Raw genomic sequence first — 20,094 nt, 5'->3', positions numbered from 1 at the left:
GTAGCAAACAGCACGGTAACACCCCGTTGACCCTATTCAACGATTCCGTTCCGCCATTCGGAGCAAAGGAATTGCGCAAGCTGGGGTGTATTCGCCGTGCCCGGAAAACTGGAGGGTCGGCGTGGGCGTCCGCACTAACGCACCCTCATTCCCCGGCGCGGGTGCGCTCCGGGAGACCGGCAGGCTCTACTCACTCGGTCTCGACGTCGTCCGCCTGACCTTCCGGCGGCCGTTCCAGGCCCGCGAGCTGATCCAGCAGTTCTGGTTCATCGCGAGTGTGTCGATCCTGCCGACGGCGCTGGTCGCGATCCCGTTCGGCGCGGTGATCGCGTTGCACATCGGTTCGCTGACCGCGCAGATCGGCGCGCAGTCCTTCACCGGCGCGGCCAGTGTGCTGGCGATCATCCAGCAGGCCAGTCCGATCGTGACGGCGTTGCTGATCGCGGGCGCCGGCGGGTCGGCGATGTGCGCGGACCTCGGGTCGCGCACGATCCGCGAGGAGATCGACGCGATGGAGGTGCTCGGGGTCTCCCCGATCCAGCGCCTGATCGTGCCGAGGGTGCTCGCCGCGATGGGGGTCGCCGCATTCCTGAACGGAATGGTCAGCGTGGTCGGTGTCCTCGGCGGCTATTTTTTCAACGTCATCATGCAGAACGGGACACCGGGTGCGTATCTGGCCAGTTTCTCCGCGCTCGCGCAACTTCCGGACCTCTGGATCAGCGAGATCAAGGCGGTCATCTTCGGTTTCGTCGCGGCGATCGTCGCCTCTTATCGCGGGCTCAATCCGAAAGGTGGCCCGAAAGGCGTCGGTGACGCGGTGAACCAATCCGTGGTGATCACGTTCCTGCTCCTGTTCCTGTTGAACCTCGTGCTGACGACGCTTTACCTGCAGCTCGTCCCGGCGAAGGGCAGCTGATGGTCACGACGACTCCCCCCAAACGCGCGGAGCGGGTCCGCGAGGCCGTGGACCGCCGGTTCGGGTTCCTGGACACGCTCGGCGACCAGATCCTCTTCTTCCTCAAGGCACTCGCCTGGGTGCCGCGCGCGCTGCGCCGCTATCTCCGCGAGATCACCCGTCTGCTGGCCGAAGTCAGCTTCGGCAGCGGCGCGCTGGCGGTCATCGGCGGCACGATCGGCGTGATGATCGGGATGACCGTGTTCACCGGCACGGTCGTCGGGCTCCAGGGTTACTCGGCGCTCAACCAGGTCGGCACGTCGGCGTTCGCCGGGTTCGTCTCCGCGTACTTCAACACCCGCGAGATCGCGCCGCTCGTGGCCGGGCTGGCTTTGTCGGCCACCGTGGGCTGCGGCTTCACCGCACAGCTGGGCGCGATGCGCATCTCCGAGGAGATCGACGCGCTGGAAGTGATGGGCATCCCCAGCGTCCCGTACCTGGTGACCACCCGGATCATCGCGGGGTTCCTCGCGGTCATCCCGTTGTACGCGATCGGCCTGCTGACCTCGTATCTCGCGTCACGCCAGATCACCGTCTGGTTCTACGGCCAGTCCGCGGGCACCTACGACCACTACTTCCTGCTGTTCCTGCCACCGGGCGACGTGCTCTGGTCGTTCGGCAAGGTGCTGGTGTTCAGTGTCGTGATCGTGCTCGCCCACTGCTATTACGGCTTCCGCGCGAGCGGCGGCCCGGCGGGCGTCGGTGTCGCCGTCGGACGTGGGGTGCGGACCGCGATCGTGGCGGTCAGCGTGCTGGACTTCTTCCTCAGCCTCGCGATCTGGGGCGCGACCACGACGGTGCAGGTGGCCGGATGAGCCGGCGCGGGCTGCGCAAGGCCGGGGTCAGGACCGCCGGGGTGCTGTTCCTCGTGGTGATGTCCGCCCTCGTGCTGCTGTCGATCAAGATCTACCGGAAGGATTTCGTCGAATCCGTGCCGGTGACGCTGCAGGCGGACCGGGTCGGCAACCAGTTGCGAACGGGCGGGCAGGTCAAGGCACGCGGCGTGGTGGTCGGTGAGATCCGCGACGTCCGCGCGACGCCGGGCGGCGCGGAGATCGACCTGGCGATGGAGCCCGGAAAAGTTTCGCAGCTGCCCAAGAACGTGTCCGCGCTGCTCGTGCCGAAGACCCTGTTCGGTGAGCGGTACGTGCAACTGTCCATTCCGGACGGATCATCCGCCGGACCGTTGAGCGCGGGCGACGTGATCACCCAGGACCGCTCGGCCAACGCGATCGAACTCGAGCGGGTCTTCGACAATCTGTTGCCGCTGCTCAAGGCGGTGCAGCCGCAGAAGCTCGCCACCACGCTGACCACGGTCGCCACCGCGCTGGAGGGCCGCGGCGACCAGATCGGCGACACGCTCGCCACCGCGGCCGCCTATCTGAAGGACTTCAACCCGAACCTCCCGAAGCTGAACGACAACATCCGTGACCTCGCCACGGTCACGAAGCTGTACGGCGACATCGCGCCGGATCTGCTCGACGCGCTGAGCGCCTCGGCGGTCACCCTCGACACCGTCAAGGAGAAACGTGCCGAACTGGCGACGGTGTACCAGCAGGTGACGTCGTCTTCCCAGCACGTCACGACGTTCCTCCTCAACAACCGCGCCAACATCATCGCGCTCGCCGCCGACAGCAGGGCACCGCTGGAGGTCGGCGCGAAGTACTCGCCGAGTTTCGCCTGCACCCTGGACGCGCTCGCCAAGCTCAAGCCGCAGATGGACAAGGTGCTGGGCGCCGGCACGGACGAACCCGGGCTGCACGCGGAGATCATCGTCAGCCAGCCCCGCGGCAAGTACGTGCCGGGCAAGGACGACCCGGTCTACAACGCCACCGGCGAACCGCGCTGCTACCCGTCGAACGGCCTGATCGGCCAAGGGATCGTGGCGACCGGGGAGAAGACGGCGGTGCTCCCTGGCGAGCAGGGTGACCTCGGCCTGGCGAACTCGCCGCAGGAACGGGAACTGATCTCCACGCTGGTCGCGCCCTCGATCGGTGTCCCGGCCAATCAGGTTCCCGCGTGGGGCAGCGTGCTCGTCGGGCCGCTCTACCGGGGTACGGAGGTGTCCGTGCGATGAGGAACTTCGTGAGCCCGCTGATCAAGGGGCTGATCTTCGTCGTCGTCACGACGCTGGCCACGGTGCTCCTGGCGGTGTCCATCACGAACACCGGCCTCGGCGACACCAAGACCTACAGCGCCAAATTCCTCGACGCGACGTCGCTGAACGTCGGCGACGACGTCCGGATCTCCGGGGTGCGGGTCGGCCAGATCGAGGAACTCGAGATCGCCGACCACAGCCTGGCCCGCGTCCGGTTCTCCCTCGACTCCCAGCGCAGTCTGCCCGCCGACGTGAACGCGGTGATCAAGTACCGCAACATGGTCGGCCAGCGCTACATCGCGCTCGAACGGGGCAAGGGCACCCGCGAAACCCTGGCGCCCGGAGCGGAGATCCCGCTGGAGCGCACGACGCCCGCGCTGGATCTCACGGAACTGTTCAACGGCTTCAAACCGCTGTTCCAGGCCCTGTCCCCCACGGACGTCAACCAGCTCTCCGGCGAGATCGTCCAGGTGCTGCAGGGCGAAGGCGGCACGGTGGAAAGCCTCCTGGCGCACACCGGTTCGCTGACGACCACGCTCGCCGGCCGCGACAAGGTGATCGGCGACGTGATCACGAATCTGGACACCGTGCTGAAGAGCATCAACGGCAAGGGCGACGCACTGTCCACTTTGGTCTCCACACTGAAGGAGCTGGTGTCCGGCCTCGCCGGTGACCGCACCGAGATCGGGGAGGCCGTCTCCGGGCTCGCCGACCTCACCACCGCCACGGCCGGTCTGCTCGAACAGGGCAGGAAACCGCTCAAGGACAGCATCGAGGGCCTCGGCCTGCTGGCCGGTCAGCTGACGACCGACGAGGCCAAGATCGAAGTCGACCGCGTCCTGACCGTGCTCCCTGGGAAACTGAACGACCTGGGCCGGCTCGGCTCCTACGGATCGTGGATGAACTTCTACCTGTGCTCGTCCGTCCTGCAGACCGACCCTCCGCGCGGGGTCCCGGCGACGGCGAAGAGGTGCACGGAGTGAAACCCTTCAAGGAACGGAACCCGATCGTCATCGGTGTCGTCGGCAGCGTCATCGCCGCCGGGCTGCTGACCGCGACGCTCAACTACGAGGCCCTGCCGATCATCGGCTCGGGAACCACCTACCAGGCCGAATTCTCCGAAGCGGCCGGGTTGCAGGCCGACGACGAGGTCCGCATCGCCGGGATCAAGGTCGGCGAGGTGAGCGACGTCCGGCTCGCCGAAGACCACGTGGTGGTCAGCTTCCGGGTCAAGGACGCCTGGGTCGGCGACAGGACCGCCGCCGAGATCAAGATCAAGACCCTGCTCGGCCGGAAGTTCCTCGCGCTGCGCCCGACCGGAGAGACGGTGCAGAACCCGAAGCAGGTCATCCCGCGCACCCGGACCGTGACGCCCTACGACGTCACCGAGGCGTTCAACGGGCTGGCCGACACCGCGGGCGCGATCGACACGGATCAGCTCGCGGAAAGCTTCACCACGCTCAGCGACACGTTCAAGAACTCGCCCGAGCACATCAAGAAGGCGCTCGAAGGGCTGACGTCGCTGTCGAAGACCGTGTCCTCCAGGGACAACGAGCTCGCCAGCCTGCTGTCGAACGCGCACGGTCTCACCACGACACTCGCGAACTCGAACGACGACTTCGCCAAGCTCCTCTCGGACGGCAACCTGCTGCTGACCGAACTCGACACCCGGCGACAGGCGATCCACGACCTGCTGACCGGCTCGCAGGAGCTCGCCACCCAGCTTTCGGGACTGGTGAAGGACAACAAGGACCAGCTCGGCGGCGCGCTCGCCCGGCTCGGAGAGGTGACCGACATCCTGCAGCGGCAGAACGACAATCTCGCCAAGAGCCTCGAACTCGCCGCGCCGTACTTCCGTGTGGTGAACAACTCGCTCGGCAACGGACGCTGGGTGGACAGCTACCTGTGCGGGCTCGTCCCGGAGAACCGGGACCCGTGCCTGCCGAAGATCCCGGGAGGTGGCCGATGACCAGCCGCTTCGTCACCCTCGCACTGGTACTCGCGCTGACCGTCGTCGGTGGTCTCTGGTGGATCTTCTCCGGTAACGGGCTCGACCGCGTCACCGTGTACTTCTCGCGCGCCGTCGGTGTCTACAGTGGATCGGACGTACGGGTGCTCGGCGTCCGCGTCGGCCAGGTCGAATCGGTGACCCCGGAAGGGGAACAGGTCAAGGTCGTCCTGACCGTCGACGGGTCGACGCCGATCGCCGCCGACACGAACGTGCTGGTCGTGGCACCGAGCGTGGTGGCCGACCGCTACGTCCAGTTCACCAAGCTCACCCGCGCCGGGAACCGGCTGGACGACGGCGCGGTGATCCCGGTGGAGCGCACCGGCACGCCGGTGGAGCTCGACCAGCTCTACTCCAGCCTCGACACCCTCGCCAAGGCGCTCGGCCCCAAGGGCGCGAACGCCGACGGCGCGCTTTCGGAACTGCTGCGCACCGGCGCGAAGAACCTGCAGGGCAACGGCAAGCCGTTCAACGAGTCGGTGCGCAACTTCGCCGACCTCGCCAGGACCTTGTCCGGCAACTCGCAGAACCTGTTCGCCACCGTCGACGAACTGCAGCGCTTCACCTCGATGCTGGCGACCAACGACCGGAACGTCAGCGAGGTCAACAAGCAGCTCGCTTCGGTGACCGGCACGCTCGCGCAGAACAAGGACGAGCTCGCCCGCGCGCTCAACGGCCTAGGCGGCGCGCTCGCGGAGATCCAGCAGTTCATCAAGGACAACCGCGCGCTGATCAAGTCCAATGTGGACAAGCTCGCGGTGACAACCGGGACGCTGGTCGGCAAACGCGCCGCGCTGGCCGAAACCCTCGACACGATCCCGCTGGCGGTGACGAACGTGCTCGGCGCCGTCGACCCGAAGACCGGGAAGCTGCAGAGCCGCGGCAACATGCTCGAATACGCCCCGCTCCCACTGCCGGTCGCCGGTGACACCTACACCGGGGGGCGCTGATGGCCACGAAACGGTCGATCGCCGTACTCGCCGCGTGCTGTGTCGCGCTCACCGCCTGTTCCTCCGATTTCAAGGGCGTCTACGATCTGCCGCTGCCCGGCGGCGCGGACATCGGCGACCATCCGTACCGGGTGACCGTGCAGTTCGCCGACGTACTCGACCTGGTCCCGCAGGCCGCGGTGAAGGTGGGCGACGTGCCGGTCGGCCGGGTCGAGAAGATCCAGCTCGGCGAGGACGGCTGGACGGCCGAGACCGTCTTGGCGCTCAACGGCGACGTCCACCTGCCCGCCAACGCCATCGCGCGGCTGCGGCAGTCCAGCCTGCTCGGCGAGAAGTTCATCGAGCTCGCCCCGAGCGCGGCGAAGGCCGAAGGCAGGCTGGGCGACGGCGGGGTGATCCCGGTCGCGAGCACGAACCGCAACCCGGAGTTCGAAGAGGTTTTCGGCGCGCTGTCCCTGCTGCTCAACGGCGGCGGGATCGGCCAGTTGCAGACCATCAACCGCGAGCTGTCGAAGGTGATGGACGGCAACGAGGAGGAGATCCGCTCCTTCCTGTCCACTGTGGAACAGCTCGTGTCCAATCTGGACTCGCATCGGTCGGAGATCACCTCGGCGCTCGACGGGCTCAACCAGCTCTCGACGACACTGGCCAACCGGAAAAAGCAGGTCGAAGGCGCGCTCACCGATCTCACCCCCGGTCTTCAGAGCCTTTCCGACCAGCGCACGCAGCTCGTCTCGATGTTGCAGGCGCTGGACCGGCTTTCCGGGGTCGGCGTCGACGTGATCAAGAAGAGCAAGGCCGACCTCGTCGCGGACCTCACCGCGCTCGCGCCGATCCTCAAACGGCTGGCCGACGCCGGCGAGAACCTGCCCAAATCGCTCGAGATCCTGCCGACGTTCCCGTTCACCGACGCCGTCCGCGACGGGATCAAGGGCGACTACCTGAACGTCTACGCCTCGATGATCCCCGCACCGGGCGTCGAACTCCCGCCACCGGGCGAAGGCGTTCCGCCGGACCTCCCGACCCTGCCGCTGCCGTCCTCCGGAGGTAGCTGATGCTCACCGCCCGTATCCGGATCCAGGTGATCGCGTTCGTCGTCCTCGCGCTGGCGACGACGGCGTTCGTCGGCGCCAACTACGCGGGGCTCGACCGGCTCTTCGGGGCCAGCGGGTACACCGTGAAGCTCGCGCTGACCGACGGCGGCGGCCTGTTCACCAACGGCGAGGTGACCTATCGCGGCGTCGCCGTCGGCCGGGTCGGCGAACTGCGGCTCACCGCGGGTGGCATGGAAGCGGATCTCCTGATCGACGACGACGCGCCGCGGATCCCGGCGAACTCGCGGGCGGTCGTGGCGAACCGGTCCGCGGTCGGCGAGCAGTTCGTCGACCTGCAGCCGCGAACCGGCGACGGGCCGTTCCTCGCCGAAGGTTCGGTCATCCCGCGTGAGGCGACGAGTGTGCCACTGCCGGTGCAGCATCTGCTGACCGATCTGGACTCGCTGACCGCGTCCGTGCCGACCGAGGATCTGCGGACCGTGGTCGACGAACTCGACAACGCCCTGCGTGGTTCCGGCGCGAACCTCCAGGTGCTGCTGGATTCCAGCACCGACTTCACCAAACAGGCCGCCGATCACCTGCCGCAGACGGAGAGCCTGCTCACCGACGGCTCGACCGTGCTGAAGACCCAGGTCGACTCGTCACAGGCTTGGCGGCAGTTCAGCGGCAACGCCAAGCAGTTCGCCGAACAGCTGTCCCGTTCGGACGGTGACCTGCGACGGCTGATCACGACCGCGCCCGAAGCGGCCACCCAGCTCTCCGGACTGTTGCGGGACAACGAGCCGGGCCTGCCGATCCTGCTGGCGAACCTGCTCACCACGTCGCAGGTGTTCTCCGCGCGCACCGACGGCCTCCGCCAGCTGCTGATCAACACCCCGAAGGCGGTGTCCGCGGTCGACGCCTCCGTCGACGAGCAGTCCGGGAAGATCGAACTGGTACTGACCTTCTTCGACCCGATGCCCTGCACCAAGGGCTACGAGGGCACGAAGATCCGCAGCAGCGCGGACCTCTCGCCGCTGCCGTTCAACACCGGTGCCGCGTGCACGCTCGACAAGGGCAACCCGAGTTCGGTCCGCGGCTCGCAGAACGCGCCGAAGGGCGGCGTCCCGCCCGCCGCGATCCCCGGCGGCTTCGGCGCCGACGGCCAGCCGACGTCCACCAGCCTCGAGGAGATGTTGTGGCTGCGCAACTGAAGATCGCGATCGCCGTGTTCGCCGCGGCCTGCGCGTTCGCGGGATGGGCCGGGTACACCTGGTTCACCGCGACGGGTTCGACGGCGGTGGCCTACGGGAACTCGCGCGACGAAGCGCTGAAGAGCGGACGTGAACTCGTCGCCCGGCTGACCAGCCTCGATCACCATCGGGTCGACCAGGGCATCGCCGACTGGCTCGCCGCGTCCACCGGCCCGCTGCGGGATCAGCTCGACAAGACCGACGACGCGACCAAGCAGACGCTCACCAAGGACGCGACGGTCTCGACGGGCAAGGTGCTGGACGCGGCCATCAGCGAACTGGACGACCACGCCGGAACGGCCAAGATGCTGGCTTCGGTGGAGATCACGATGGCGAAGGAAGGCGCGGCGCCGACGACGAAGCGCAACCGGTTCGCCGCCGGCCTGACCAGGACCGGCGAGGGCTGGAAGCTCAGCGCGCTCGACCAGCTCCCGGTGGGTGCGCGATGACCGCCACGGCCGACGCTTCCGTCGAACCCGAAGCCGAACCCGAAGTCGTCGCCGAGAAGCCGTCGCGCCGCCCGAAGCTGCCGTTGATCCTGCTGGTCGCGGCGGCCGTACTGGTGGCGGCGGGCGCGTGGTTCACGCTGGAGGCGAGGTCGATCTCGGCGGCGCCGTCGGCGGCCAACACCGCGCTCACCGACGTCGGCGCGACGGCCGAGGTGAACTCCGCGGTGACGGTGGCGCTCAACAAGATCTTCTCCTATTCCTACGACCGGACCGACGTCACCGAAAAGGCGGCCGCTTCGGCGCTGAGAGGTAAGGCGCTGGAGTCGTACAACCAGTTGTTCGCCCAAGTCCGGGAAAAGGCGCCGGCACAGAAACTCGTCCTCACGACCCGCGTCTCCTCATCCGCCGTCCAGGAACTCGGCGGCGGTAAAGCGAGGCTGCTGGTATTCCTCGATCAAGCGGCGACAAGGGCCGACAACAATTCGTCGACGACGGCCGCGGCGCAGCTTTCGGTCACCGCTGAACGCGAAGGCGAGAACTGGGTCATCACCGACCTCGTCCCCCGATGATCCCTCATTCGTCCGCTTTGTAAAACAGGAGAGAAAACGAGGAGAATCCCATGTTCGGTCGAACGCGCCCGAAAACCGCTCGTCGCCGTCTCGGCACGGTCGTCGCGCTCACTTCCGCGATCGCCGTGGCGGGCAGCCTCGCCGCGTCGCCCGCCCTGGCGGACGACCCGGTGGAGATCCCGGTGTCCTACACCGTCACCGGGAAGACCACGGTCAAGAAGACCGGCGGCACCCTCGACCTCGGCCCCGGCCAGCTCGACGGTGCCCTCGTCATCGACGGTGACAACGTCGGCATCCGAGGCAACCTGTCCCTGCCGCCCTCGACGGCGAACATCTCGCTGGTCTCGGGGGTCTTCAAGATCAAGGCCCGCGTGCGGATCGAGCCGACCGGCCCGGTCACCGGCACCCTCGCCAACGGCGACCTGACCACCCATTCGCAGGCGAACATGCTGATCGACAACATCGTGGTCGGCCTGTTCTGGCCGGTCATCCCGCTGCCGACGGTGCCGAACGCCTGCAAGACCGTCAAGCCGCTGGACCTGACGCTGGTGTCGAAGAACGTCGACCTGTTCGCCCCGTCGATCCCGTCTTCGGGGACGTTCACCATCCCGGAGTTCAAGGACTGCTTCATCAACGACCTCGCGCTGGGGGCGTTGATCTCCGGTCCGGACAACACCATCAACCTGAACATGAAGTCCAACGTCTGAGGCTCAAGTCCGGTCCGTGAAGGCCTCCTTGAGGGACTCTGGGTCCCTCAAGGAGGCCTTCACGGACTCGAGAGAGTGGTCGCGCCGAGCTCATCGGAAGCGCTCTCTTATGTACCTGCTGCGTGACCTGCGGCGCTTCTTGCGTGCTGCCAGGTTCGAAGTACATGAAGGACCCCTTCCTGTACCTAGGCGCAAGGATGGGGTCCTTCATGTACTTGGGAAGGTGTGAAGGAGCCCTTCACGGACCTGCGATCCCGACTCCCACCGTAGGTACCTAGAACCGTCCTTACCACTCACGAGGCCTACCTCGCAGTCTCAGCAGAACTGCGGCGCGGCAGGGTCGACCAGCGCGACACCGGTGCCGTCACCTGCGGAAACAGCGTAGACCGGAGCACAGACGCCCGAGAACTTCCACATGTCCATCGGCGGTTCCGAGCTGGTGTCCCGGCTCTCCTGTTTCAGGTTGCTGCCCCAGGCGAAGACGCTTCCGTCCGCCTTCAAAGCCACGTTGTGGTTGTAGCCGGCGTCGATGGCGACGACGTCCGATTGCGCCTCGGGCGGCACGGAAGTTTGGCCGTAGGTGTTGTCGCCCCAGGCGAGGACGCCGCCGTTCTTCAGCGCGATGCTGTGGCGGAACCCGCCCGAGATCGCCGTCACCCCGGAGGTCGCCGCCGCCGGCACGGTGATCTGGCCCTTCGAGTTGCTGCCCCACCCGATCACGCCGCCGTTCTTGAGCGCGAGGCCGTGGTCGACACCCGCCGAGATCGCGGTGACCCCCGAAGAGACCGTCGCGGGGACGGCGGTCCGCGAACCCCAGCTCAGCACGCTGCCGTTCGTCTTGAGCGCGAGGTTGAAGTAGGCGCTGGTGGAGATGGCCTTGACGCCAGAGGTGGCGGCGGCGGGCACGACGTTCTGGCCGTAGAAACCGTTGCCCCAGGCGATCACACCGCCGTTCTTGAGGGCCAGTTCGTGCGCCCAGCCCGCGGCGATCGCCGACACACCCGACGTGGCCGCGGCCGGAACGGTGACCTGGCCGTAGTTGTCGTTACCCCAGGCGACCACGCCTCCGTCCTTCAGGGCCAGATGGGTGATCCCGCCCGCGGAGACCGCGCTCGCGCCGAACGCCGAGGCAGGCACGGTGCCCTGCCCCTGCCCGTAGTCGTTGCTCCCCCACGGCCGCGGTTCGCCGGTCGGCGCGGCGTCGGCGATACCGGAAAGGGAAACCGTGGCGATCATTACGGCTATCGTGGATGTCGTCACGCGCCGTGTCGTGGATCGTCGATTGACTGAAGCCATGCGAGAAATGTTAACCCGGCTCCACCGATCGGCCCCATCTTTGTCATCGGCGGACAAACTTCATAATCGCATTCAGCGCGGACTGACAAGAAAGAACGGCTTCCGCCCCCACTGCGAAACCTGTCGACATGGATACTTGTTACGTACATAACTCGCGGGTAACCTCGGTTTACCCCACCACCGAGAAAGCCGCTCAAGTCGAGCATATTTGATCAGAAAAATTCGCCGAAAGGCGCATGGGGAAAGCCGTCCGAGACGTAAACTGGATCAAAGGAGATGACAGGTATGTCCCGCAGACTTGGCAAGTTGTCAGCCGGTGTCGCCACCACCACCGTCGTGATGGGCGCCGTCGCCGTGCTCACCGCCGGCACAGCCGCCGCCGCGACCACCTACGCCACCGGCACGGTCGCGTACATGTGCAACTTCCCCGCTATCGGCCAGCAGCAGCTGGACGTGAAGGCCCAGTTCACCGGGCCCGATTCGGTCGCCTCGGGCGGCACCTTCACGCCGTCGAACATCAGTGGCACCGCGACGATCAGCGCCACCATCAACGCGCTGCTCAACAGCGCCAACTACGACGGTGTCCGCGGCAAGGTGAACATGCCGGTCACCGTCACCAACGCCACCCCCGCCTCGGCGTCGGTGACGAACCTCGACGTCCCGACCCAGATCAACCCGTACGTGCCGGGGCCGCGGACGTTCAACATCCTCCAGGACGCGGGCACCGGCGTTCCCACGTTCACGGCAGGCACGCCCGGCTCCGCGACTGCCTCGCTCGGCACCACGATCAGCGCGCCGCTGGAGTTCCACAAGAAGGACGGTTCCTGGACCAAGTGGAGCTTCAACTGCACGGTGAAGAACACCAACCCGGCGCAGAACCGCGCGTTCAGCCCGGCCGTCCCCATCACCTGATGAACCATCCGTGCGGGGCGGGGACGCCCGTCCCGCACGGTCTCCATCACCGGCCATGAGAGGAACCCTTATGGGGCAGCAGGTCCGCCGGGCAGGCGTCGTCTCCGCCATCGTGCTCGGCGCGACCTCCCTGCTCACCGTCGGGCAGGCTTCGGCCGCCACCTCTCACACGACCGGGACCGTCACGTACATGTGCGGCTTCCCGATGATCGGCCAGCAACCGCTCGACATCACGGCGAGGTTCGACAGCCCGGGCCCGGTGTCCGCGGGCGGCGCCTTCACACCGGCCGCGATCGCCGGAACCGCGACCTTCAGCGCCATCCACAACGCGACGATCTTCAGCGCCGCCAACTACGACGGCCTCCGCGGCAAGGTGAAAGCGCCGGTGACCGCGACGAACGCCACCCCGGCTTCGGCGACCGTCACCGGGCTGGACCTGCCCGAGCAGATCACCCCGTACGTACCCGGGCCGCGCACGGTCGGCTTCACCCAGGACGCGGCCACCGCCGTTCCCGTTTTCACCGCGGGTGCCCCCGGCCAGGCGACCTTCGCGCTCGGCACCACGTTCCAACTCGAAGTCGAATTCCACAAGCGGGACAACACGTGGACCCCGTGGACACTCGGCTGTACGGTCAAAAACACCAACCCGGCACAGAACCGCGCGTTCGCCCCGGCGATCCCCGTCGTTTGACGCGAGAGGAAACCAGATGACGCAGCAGGTTCGCCGGACGCTCGGGAGGCTTCCCGTACTGGCGGGCGTGATCCTGCTCGCGGGTGTGAACGGCGCCTTGGCCTCCTCGGCGGCGACCGATCCGGCGACCCCGCCGAAAGCGCCCTTGCAGGGGGCTTCCCCCGCGCACCAGACCCTGGCGAACACCTGTGTCTTCCCGGATCCGGTCGGCGAACGTCCGGTCACCATGGACGTTCGGGCCACTCTGCCCAAGGTCGTCCAAACCGGAAAACCGGTGCAGGTCAAGGACTTCTCTGTCACCTTCACCCTCGGCGAGGGAGCGCTGGGCGCGCTCACCGAGGTGGCAGGCACGGCGAAGATCGAGCTCACGGCCACGCGCGAGGACAAGAAGGCCCAGATCCCGGTGGCGCTCGAGATCCCGGCGACCAAGGTGCCCGCCACCGGTGAGCTGAAGCTGGTCGCGACGGGCAAGGTTCCCGACATCATGGCGACCCGCCCCGGCGAACTCCGGCTCACCACGGGCGCGCCTTCCCTCGCGCTTTCCGCAGCGCAGGCGGAGGCGCCGCGGAATCCGATCACCTGCACGCAGACCCCGGATCAGGACACCAAGCTGGGCAGCGTCACGATGCTCGAGATGGGCATCGCCAAACCGAAGACCGTCAAACCCGGGCAGAAACCCGGCGCCGGAGCGCACGCCACGAACGAAGACCCGCCGCCGGACGCCGTGTTCCCCTTGCAGCCCTTCGAATCGCAAGGCACGTCGTCGGTGAAGAAGCTCGGTGCCTTCGTCCGGTTGACCCCGTCGTTCATCTTCAACGCCTTCTACTACCTCTACCCGGCGCCTCCCCATCGCAGCACCGGCTCCACCATCCTGCCGCCGAGCAAGATGACGATCCTCGGCTTCGGTTTCGTCCCGATCAACGGGACGATGGAGCTCCTGCCCGCCGACTACAAAACGGGCAACACCGTCATCGACGTCGAGACCATGCTGCACGGGGACACCACGACGACGGCCACCTTGCGGCTCGAACTCTTCGGGAAACTGAAGGATCTCACCATCAACGGTGTCCCCCTCGACGTCGGCGACAACTGCATGACCAGCGAACCGATCGTGCTGAACCTGCGCGGGCCGAACTGGAACGCGTTCACCGGCGGCGTGCTGCGGACCGATCGGACCGACCCGGACCCCGCCTACAAGGGCTTCACCCTGCCCCAGTTCTCCGGCTGCGGGGTCAAGGAGAACCTCGACTCCCTGCTGAGCGGAATGGGGTCAGGGCCGGACAACCAGGCGTGTATCGGGGTCAACCAGGTGGGCCTGCCCTGGGAAGCGGAACGCAAATGCCCGAACACGGACCCGCCGGTGGGGCGCCGCTGACCCGCGGCTCGGCGGCAGTCACGCTCGCTACGAGCCGCTCGGCGTCCACTGTGGACTCTTGCGCGGCGACGGCAGCAACTCCGGCAGCGCGAACCCCGCTGACGCCGACGCACTGACACCGGCCCGCAGCGCGAGTTCCATCTCGAACCGCGCCCCCGGGTCGCGCAGGTGCTCGCCGAAAGTCGCCTGCAACTGCCGCATGCGGTACCGGACGGTCTGCGGGTGCACCTGGAGGCGCTCGGCGATGTCGACGACGTTGCCCTGGCTGTCGAGCCAGGCGCGAAGGGTTTCGAGCAGCCTTTCCTGCTGTTTCCCGGTCATCTCGGCGAGCGGGGCGAACAGGCGATCGCGCAGCTGGCAGGTCAGCGCCGCGTCGGCGTTCACGAGCAAGGTGGCGAGGTGGTCTTCGGCGCGGATCACCCGCCGGGCCTGGATGATGCCGCGTTCGGAGAGGTGCAGGGCGTCACGCGCCCAGCGGAGGGAATCGGCGACGGAGTCCAGCGGGCGGCACGGGCCGATCGACAGCCGGTAGTCCGGCAGCGCGGCCTGCAAGGTGGCCAGGCGGGCGCCGGAGATCTCGCCGGGGACGAGCAGACGCGGCTCAGCGGAGTCGAGTTCGGCGAGGACGTCCGAGTCGACGGCGTTGTGCCGCCGGGGTCTGGCGTTGTCGCCGAGCGGATGCAGCACCACCGGCGTCGCTCGCTCGGGCACCGTCCAGCCGGTCAGCTGCGCGAGTTCCGCGATCGCCTTGGACGGCGCCGGCGGGGTTTCCAGCACCAGGTGCAGCAGTTTGCGGCGCCACGTGTCCAGTGCCCCCGCGGTGCGCGCCTTCGCTTCGAGGTACCCGTCCAGCGCGACGGACGCGAGTTCGTCCATGAAGGCGAGCATCGCGTCGGCCAGTTGCGACATCACCGCGGACGAAAGCCCGCTGCGGCGGCCGACGCGCATGATGCGCCGCCACGAGACGCGGGCGCCGACCCGGTACGCCGACTGGAGGGTGTCGAGGCTGCGGCCTTCCCGCATCTCGTTCTGCCCGAGCCGATGGTGGACCTCGTGCGACTGTTCCTTGGAGACGCTCGGATCCGCGATCTGCGCGACGAACAACGTGATCGCGTATTCGACGCCTGCCCGGATGGACTTGCCGTAGGGCCCGTCGAGCGGGCGCGCGTACGCGGGGATGGTCGCCCGGATCTCGTCGACGATCTCGTTGGCGAGACTGCCCAGTTCCGGTCGCAAAATGTCGGCGAGCTTACGCGGCAGTGCTGCTGGAGGCTGCGCAGCGTGTTCGATCCCGCGCTCCACCGACATCGCAGCTCCTTTGCTCCGCCCAGCGTCCTGACATCCCACGATCGTCGTGAGGTGACAACGAACACATCGCGCGGTCGCTCGTGAATGTGTCACCTTTCGCAGAAGAAACCGATTTCTTGTCATCATCGTGACAAAATCACGGGTCATCCCTGAATTTTGATGACAAGTGCCCGGCAAACGCCTCGCGCGGTACGTACGAACGGCCGATGAATACGGAGCGTCACCGCTTTCCGGTGAGCAATTCCCCGAGTACTTCCAGCACGGGCTCCAGCACGCGGACCTCGGTGCCGACGCATTCGGTGATTCCCGCGCCGACGACTTCGAAGCCGCTAAGCCCGCGAAGCATCGCCACCAGACGCTCGATCGTCAAGCCACCGGGCTCCGGATAGTTCAGCCCGTCGAACTCCGCCGGGTCGAGCACGTCGAGGTCGAGATGGACGTAGACCTTGTCCGCGCCCGCCAGCCCGGCGGCGACGTCGGCGATCTCGACGACGAGCCCGCGATCGACCACGGCCCGCTCGGCGTCGTCGAAAGCCCTTGTCCCGGCGAGGACGACGCGTCCGGGTTCGACCGGCGGGTTCGCGGCGAACTCCGGGTCGCCCTCGCCGAGCAGCGATCGCAGCACCATGCCGTGGAACGCGCCGGACGGCGACGTCTCCGCGGTGTTGAGGTCGGAATGCGCGTCGAACCAGGCGACGCCGAGGCCGGGCCCGAAGCGGTAGCGCGCGACGCCGATCGGGATCAGCTCGACGCCGCAGTCCCCGCCGATGGTGAGCACCGGCCCGCCCGGTGCTTCGAGGGCGGCGAGCTGTGCGGCGCGGTTCGCGCCGGTGAGCACCGCGCGGTTGGCGATGCCGTCGACCGCGGGCGACGTCTCGCGGGTCTGCAGGATGTGGTGCACCGGCGCGCCCAGCACGTGGCCCGCCAGCTCGGCGAGCGCGACGCAGCCTTCGGGCAACTCGGGCGCGCGCTCGGTCAGAGCGCCCTGGAACTGGGGTACGGCGTTGATCAGCACCCGGTCCAGGTTAGCGGCGGCCGCAAGTCCGTGAGGGCCTCCTTCCCTACCCTGAAGGTAGTGAAGGAGGCCCTCACGGCACTCCGGGGAAGGTCACTCCAGGACGAGCAGCAGGTCTCCGCCTTCCACCTGCTGGACGGCGTTGATCGCGCGCCGCGACACCTTGCCGCCGGTCGACGCCGTGATCGACGCCTCCATCTTCATCGCCTCGATGGTCGCGACCGTCGCGCCGGCCTCGACCTCGTCACCCTCGGACACCTGCAGCGTGACCACGCCCGCGAACGGCGCGGCGATCTGCTTCGGGTCGCCCTTGGCTGCCTTCTCCGTCGCCGGGATGTCCGACGCGATCGAGGTGTCGCGCACCTGGATCGGCCGCAGCTGGCCGTTGAGCGTGGACATCACCGTGCGCAGGCCGCGTTCGTCGGCCTCGCCGATGGCCTCCAGCTCGATCAGCAGCCGGACACCCTGTTCCAGGTCGACCGAGTACTCCTCGCCGGGGCGCAGACCGTAGAAGAAGTCCTTGGACGGCAGGACCGAGGTGTCACCGTACTGCTCGCGGTGCGCCTCGAAGTCCTTCGTGGGCCCGGGGAACAGCAGCCGGTTCAGCGTCGCGCGCCGGTTCTCGGCCAGCCCCTTGCGGTCCTCTTCGGACAGTTCCTGCACCGGCTTCGGCTGCGCGCGGCCTTCGAGGGCCTTGGTGCGGAACGGTTCCGGCCAGCCGCCGGGCGGGTCGCCCAGTTCGCCGCGCAGGAAGCCGATCACCGAGTCGGGGATGTCGAACTTGTTCGGCTCCGCCTCGAAATCCGACGGCGAGACACCCGCGCCGACGAGGTGCAGCGCGAGGTCACCGACCACTTTGGACGAAGGCGTGACCTTGACCAGATGCCCGAGGATCTTGTCCGCGGCCGCGTACATCGCCTCGATGTCCTCGAACCGCTCCCCGAGGCCGAGCGAGATCGCCTGCGTGCGCAGGTTCGACAGCTGACCGCCTGGGATCTCGTGGTGGTACACCCGCCCGGTCGGCGACGAGAGCCCGGCCTCGAACGGCGCGTAGATCTTGCGCACGCTCTCCCAGTACGGCTCCAGGTCGCCGATGGCCGGCAGATCCAGCCCGGTCGGCCGGTCCGAGTGGTCGGTGGCGGCGACGAGCGCCGAAAGCGACGGCTGCGACGTCGTGCCGGCCATGGACGCGACGGCACCGTCGACGGCGTCCGCCCCGGCCTGGATCGCGGCGAGGTACGTCGCCAGCTGGCCACCCGCGGTGTCATGCGTGTGGATATGCACCGGGAGGTCGAACTCCTTGCGCAGCGCGGAAACCAGCCGCGCCGCCGCCGGCGCCCGCAGCAGGCCCGCCATATCCTTGATGGCCAGGACGTGCGCCCCCGCGCCGACGATCTGCTCCGCCAGCTTGAGGTAGTAGTCCAGCGTGTACAGCTTCTCGGCCGGGTCCGACAGGTCCGAGGTGTAGCAGAGCGCCACCTCGGCGACCGCGGATCCGGTCTCACGGACGGCTTCGATCGCCGGGCGCATCTGCTCGACGTCGTTGAGCGCGTCGAAGATCCGGAAGATGTCGATACCGGTCGCCGTCGCCTCCTCGACGAAGGCGTGGGTCACCTCGGTGGGGTACGGCGTGTAGCCGACGGTGTTGCGGCCGCGCAGCAGCATCTGCAGGCAGATGTTCGGCACCGCTTCCCGCAGCTTCGCCAGCCGCTCCCACGGATCCTCGGCGAGGAACCTCAGCGCGACGTCGTAGGTCGCGCCGCCCCAGCACTCCAGCGAGAGCAGCTGCGGCGTGGTCCGCGCGACGACCGGCGCGACCGCGAGCAGGTCCTTCGTCCGCACGCGGGTGGCGAGCAGCGACTGGTGCGCGTCACGGAAGGTGGTGTCGGTGACGCCGATGGTCGGCGACTCCCGCAGCCAGCGGGCGAAGCCTTCCGGGCCGAGTTCGGTGAGCCTCTGCTTCGAGCCGGGCGCCGGTTCGAGGCCCTTGGGCAGCTTCGGCAGTTTGACCTGCGGGTCGAGGGTGCGCGGACGCTCGCCATGCGGTTTGTTGACCGTCTTGTCGGCGAGGTAGGTCAGCAGCCTGGTCCCGCGGTCGGCCGAATGGCGCGCGGTGAGCAGATGCGGGCGCTCCTCGATGAACGACGTCGTGACGCGGCCTTCGCGGAAGTCCGGGTCGTCGAGGACGGCCTGCAGGAACGGGATGTTCGTGGCCACACCACGGATCCGGAACTCGGCGACGGCGCGGCGGGCGCGGCCGACGGCGGTCTTGAAGTCGCGGCCGCGGCAGCTGAGCTTCACCAGCAGCGAGTCGAAGTGCGCGCTGATCTCGGTGCCGGCGAACGCCGTCCCGCCGTCGAGGCGGATGCCGGAGCCGCCGGGCGAGCGGTAGGCGCTGATCATCCCGGTGTCCGGGCGGAAGCCGTTGGCGGGATCCTCGGTGGTGATGCGGCACTGCAGGGCGGCACCGCGCAGGTACACCTTGTCCTGCGACAGCCCGAGGTCGTCGAGGGTCTCGCCGGAGGCGATGCGCAGCTGCGACTGGACGAGGTCGACGTCGGTGACCTCCTCGGTCACCGTGTGCTCGACCTGGATGCGCGGGTTCATCTCGATGAAGACGTGGTTGCCGTCCTTGTCGAGCAGGAACTCGACGGTGCCGGCGTTGCGGTAGCCGATCTGGCGGGCGAACTTCACCGCGTCGGCACAGATCCGGTCCCGCAGTTCCGACGGCAGGTTCGGCGCCGGGGCCAGCTCGATGACCTTCTGGTGCCGCCGCTGGACCGAACAGTCGCGCTCGTAGAGGTGGATCACGTTGCCCTCGCCGTCGGCGAGGATCTGGACCTCGATGTGGCGCGGCTCGACGACGGCCTTCTCGATGAACACCGTCGGGTCGCCGAAGGCCGACTCGGCCTCGCGCGCGGCGGCCTCGATGGACTCGCGCAGCTGTGCGGGGTCCTGGACGCGGCGCATACCGCGTCCGCCACCACCGGCGACGGCCTTGACGAAGACCGGGAAGCCGATCTCCTCGGCCGCGGCGACCAGCGCGTCGATGTCGGAGGACGGTTCGGAGGAGCCCAGCACCGGCACGCCCGCCTCGCGCGCGGCCTTGACCGCGCGGGCCTTGTTGCCGGTCAGCTCGAGGATGTCCGCGCTCGGCCCGACGAAGGTGATGCCTTCGTCCTCGCACGCGCGCGCGAGGTCCGGGTTCTCGGAGAGGAAGCCATAGCCGGGGTAAACGGCGTCCGCGCCCGCCTTCTTGGCGGCCGCGACGATCTCCTCGACCGACAGATAGGCCCGCACCGGGTGACCGGGTTCGCCGATCTCATAGGCCTCGTCGGCCTTCAGCCGGTGGAGCGAATTGCGGTCTTCGTGCGGGAACACAGCCACCGTGCCCGCGCCGAGCTCGAATCCGGCGCGGAACGCGCGGATGGCGATCTCACCCCGGTTGGCGACCAGTACCTTGCGGAACATGCC

General features: G+C 68.0%; 18 protein-coding genes. 14 read left to right on the top strand and 4 right to left on the bottom strand.

Annotated features, from left to right (window positions below; genetic code table 11):
• Positions 1–121: 121 nt before the first annotated feature.
• Genes ACLJO0_RS20090 through ACLJO0_RS20040 form a run of 11 tightly spaced genes read left to right on the top strand, consistent with a single transcriptional unit; the run spans position 122 to position 10,023 of the window.
• Positions 122–916, top strand: a complete 795-nt coding sequence (locus ACLJO0_RS20090; protein ID WP_037311541.1) for an MlaE family ABC transporter permease — start codon at positions 122–124, stop codon at positions 914–916.
• Positions 916–1,770: an MlaE family ABC transporter permease gene (locus ACLJO0_RS20085; RefSeq protein WP_125792589.1), complete on the top strand. Its 855-nt coding sequence runs from the start codon at positions 916–918 to the stop codon at positions 1,768–1,770. Before ACLJO0_RS20090 ends, ACLJO0_RS20085 begins: the two co-directional genes overlap by 1 nt.
• The gene (locus ACLJO0_RS20080; RefSeq protein WP_410580013.1) at positions 1,767–3,032 is read left to right on the top strand and encodes an MCE family protein; all 1,266 of its coding nucleotides are present in this window, start codon (positions 1,767–1,769) and stop codon (positions 3,030–3,032) included. Before ACLJO0_RS20085 ends, ACLJO0_RS20080 begins: the two co-directional genes overlap by 4 nt.
• Entirely contained in the window at positions 3,029–4,036 is a 1,008-nt protein-coding gene (locus ACLJO0_RS20075) for an MCE family protein (protein WP_410580012.1), read from the top strand. The genes ACLJO0_RS20080 and ACLJO0_RS20075 overlap by 4 nt, the downstream gene beginning before the upstream one ends.
• The gene (locus ACLJO0_RS20070; protein WP_410580011.1) at positions 4,033–5,022 is read left to right on the top strand and encodes an MCE family protein; all 990 of its coding nucleotides are present in this window, start codon (positions 4,033–4,035) and stop codon (positions 5,020–5,022) included. The genes ACLJO0_RS20075 and ACLJO0_RS20070 overlap by 4 nt, the downstream gene beginning before the upstream one ends.
• Positions 5,019–6,011, top strand: a complete 993-nt coding sequence (locus ACLJO0_RS20065; protein WP_410580010.1) for an MCE family protein — start codon at positions 5,019–5,021, stop codon at positions 6,009–6,011. Before ACLJO0_RS20070 ends, ACLJO0_RS20065 begins: the two co-directional genes overlap by 4 nt.
• Entirely contained in the window at positions 6,011–7,066 is a 1,056-nt protein-coding gene (locus ACLJO0_RS20060; RefSeq protein WP_410580009.1) for an MCE family protein, read from the top strand. Before ACLJO0_RS20065 ends, ACLJO0_RS20060 begins: the two co-directional genes overlap by 1 nt.
• Positions 7,066–8,259, top strand: a complete 1,194-nt coding sequence (locus tag ACLJO0_RS20055; protein ID WP_410580008.1) for an MCE family protein — start codon at positions 7,066–7,068, stop codon at positions 8,257–8,259. Before ACLJO0_RS20060 ends, ACLJO0_RS20055 begins: the two co-directional genes overlap by 1 nt.
• Positions 8,244–8,747, top strand: coding sequence for a hypothetical protein (locus ACLJO0_RS20050; RefSeq protein ID WP_410580007.1), 504 nt, complete (start codon positions 8,244–8,246; stop codon positions 8,745–8,747). The genes ACLJO0_RS20055 and ACLJO0_RS20050 overlap by 16 nt, the downstream gene beginning before the upstream one ends.
• Entirely contained in the window at positions 8,744–9,316 is a 573-nt protein-coding gene (locus tag ACLJO0_RS20045) for a hypothetical protein (protein WP_410580006.1), read from the top strand. The genes ACLJO0_RS20050 and ACLJO0_RS20045 overlap by 4 nt, the downstream gene beginning before the upstream one ends.
• Before the next feature lie 50 nt (positions 9,317–9,366).
• On the top strand, positions 9,367–10,023 hold the full coding sequence (locus tag ACLJO0_RS20040) for a hypothetical protein (protein ID WP_410580005.1): 657 nt from the start codon (positions 9,367–9,369) through the stop codon (positions 10,021–10,023).
• 315 nt (positions 10,024–10,338) lie between these two features.
• Here the strand turns inward: ACLJO0_RS20040 and ACLJO0_RS20035 are convergent, their stop codons facing one another.
• Positions 10,339–11,259, bottom strand: coding sequence for an RCC1 domain-containing protein (locus tag ACLJO0_RS20035; protein WP_410580004.1), 921 nt, complete (start codon positions 11,257–11,259; stop codon positions 10,339–10,341).
• Positions 11,260–11,604: 345 nt separating this feature from the next.
• On the opposite strand from ACLJO0_RS20035, the gene ACLJO0_RS20030 reads away from it, so the two are divergent.
• The 3 genes from ACLJO0_RS20030 to ACLJO0_RS20020 all read left to right on the top strand — a co-directional run bounded on the left by ACLJO0_RS20030 (position 11,605) and on the right by ACLJO0_RS20020 (position 14,297).
• Positions 11,605–12,231, top strand: coding sequence for a DUF6801 domain-containing protein (locus ACLJO0_RS20030; RefSeq protein ID WP_410580003.1), 627 nt, complete (start codon positions 11,605–11,607; stop codon positions 12,229–12,231).
• A gap of 70 nt (positions 12,232–12,301) precedes the next feature.
• Positions 12,302–12,922: a DUF6801 domain-containing protein gene (locus ACLJO0_RS20025; RefSeq protein ID WP_410580002.1), complete on the top strand. Its 621-nt coding sequence runs from the start codon at positions 12,302–12,304 to the stop codon at positions 12,920–12,922.
• 16 nt (positions 12,923–12,938) lie between these two features.
• Positions 12,939–14,297, top strand: a complete 1,359-nt coding sequence (locus tag ACLJO0_RS20020) for a DUF6801 domain-containing protein (protein ID WP_410580001.1) — start codon at positions 12,939–12,941, stop codon at positions 14,295–14,297.
• Positions 14,298–14,324: 27 nt separating this feature from the next.
• On the opposite strand, the gene ACLJO0_RS20015 is transcribed toward ACLJO0_RS20020, so the two are convergent.
• The 3 genes from ACLJO0_RS20015 to ACLJO0_RS20005 all read right to left on the bottom strand — a co-directional run bounded on the left by ACLJO0_RS20015 (position 14,325) and on the right by ACLJO0_RS20005 (position 20,091).
• Positions 14,325–15,605, bottom strand: a complete 1,281-nt coding sequence (locus ACLJO0_RS20015; protein WP_410580000.1) for a PucR family transcriptional regulator — start codon at positions 15,603–15,605, stop codon at positions 14,325–14,327.
• A gap of 220 nt (positions 15,606–15,825) precedes the next feature.
• Positions 15,826–16,620 (bottom strand): arginase family protein, encoded by a 795-nt coding sequence (locus ACLJO0_RS20010; protein WP_410579999.1) that lies wholly within the window; start codon positions 16,618–16,620, stop codon positions 15,826–15,828.
• A 93-nt stretch (positions 16,621–16,713) separates the two neighbouring features.
• Positions 16,714–20,091, bottom strand: a complete 3,378-nt coding sequence (locus ACLJO0_RS20005) for a pyruvate carboxylase (RefSeq protein ID WP_410579998.1) — start codon at positions 20,089–20,091, stop codon at positions 16,714–16,716.
• Positions 20,092–20,094: the final 3 nt, after the last annotated feature.

This window comes from Amycolatopsis sp. lyj-108 (genome assembly GCF_046549005.1).
Lineage (GTDB): Bacteria > Actinomycetota > Actinomycetes > Mycobacteriales > Pseudonocardiaceae > Amycolatopsis.
This window is presented reverse-complemented; position numbering and strand designations above follow the sequence as displayed.

Coding starts and splice junctions, on each gene's coding strand:
- ACLJO0_RS20035 (WP_410580004.1), bottom strand. CDS start 11,259: ATGATCGCCACGGTTTCCCTTTCCGGTATCGCCGACGCCGCGCCGACC.
- ACLJO0_RS20045 (WP_410580006.1), top strand. CDS start 8,744: ATGACCGCCACGGCCGACGCTTCCGTCGAACCCGAAGCCGAACCCGAA.
- ACLJO0_RS20055 (WP_410580008.1), top strand. CDS start 7,066: ATGCTCACCGCCCGTATCCGGATCCAGGTGATCGCGTTCGTCGTCCTC.
- ACLJO0_RS20075 (WP_410580012.1), top strand. CDS start 3,029: ATGAGGAACTTCGTGAGCCCGCTGATCAAGGGGCTGATCTTCGTCGTC.
- ACLJO0_RS20065 (WP_410580010.1), top strand. CDS start 5,019: ATGACCAGCCGCTTCGTCACCCTCGCACTGGTACTCGCGCTGACCGTC.
- ACLJO0_RS20085 (WP_125792589.1), top strand. CDS start 916: ATGGTCACGACGACTCCCCCCAAACGCGCGGAGCGGGTCCGCGAGGCC.
- ACLJO0_RS20015 (WP_410580000.1), bottom strand. CDS start 15,605: ATGTCGGTGGAGCGCGGGATCGAACACGCTGCGCAGCCTCCAGCAGCA.
- ACLJO0_RS20025 (WP_410580002.1), top strand. CDS start 12,302: ATGGGGCAGCAGGTCCGCCGGGCAGGCGTCGTCTCCGCCATCGTGCTC.
- ACLJO0_RS20005 (WP_410579998.1), bottom strand. CDS start 20,091: ATGTTCCGCAAGGTACTGGTCGCCAACCGGGGTGAGATCGCCATCCGC.
- ACLJO0_RS20080 (WP_410580013.1), top strand. CDS start 1,767: ATGAGCCGGCGCGGGCTGCGCAAGGCCGGGGTCAGGACCGCCGGGGTG.
- ACLJO0_RS20030 (WP_410580003.1), top strand. CDS start 11,605: ATGTCCCGCAGACTTGGCAAGTTGTCAGCCGGTGTCGCCACCACCACC.
- ACLJO0_RS20040 (WP_410580005.1), top strand. CDS start 9,367: ATGTTCGGTCGAACGCGCCCGAAAACCGCTCGTCGCCGTCTCGGCACG.
- ACLJO0_RS20060 (WP_410580009.1), top strand. CDS start 6,011: ATGGCCACGAAACGGTCGATCGCCGTACTCGCCGCGTGCTGTGTCGCG.
- ACLJO0_RS20020 (WP_410580001.1), top strand. CDS start 12,939: ATGACGCAGCAGGTTCGCCGGACGCTCGGGAGGCTTCCCGTACTGGCG.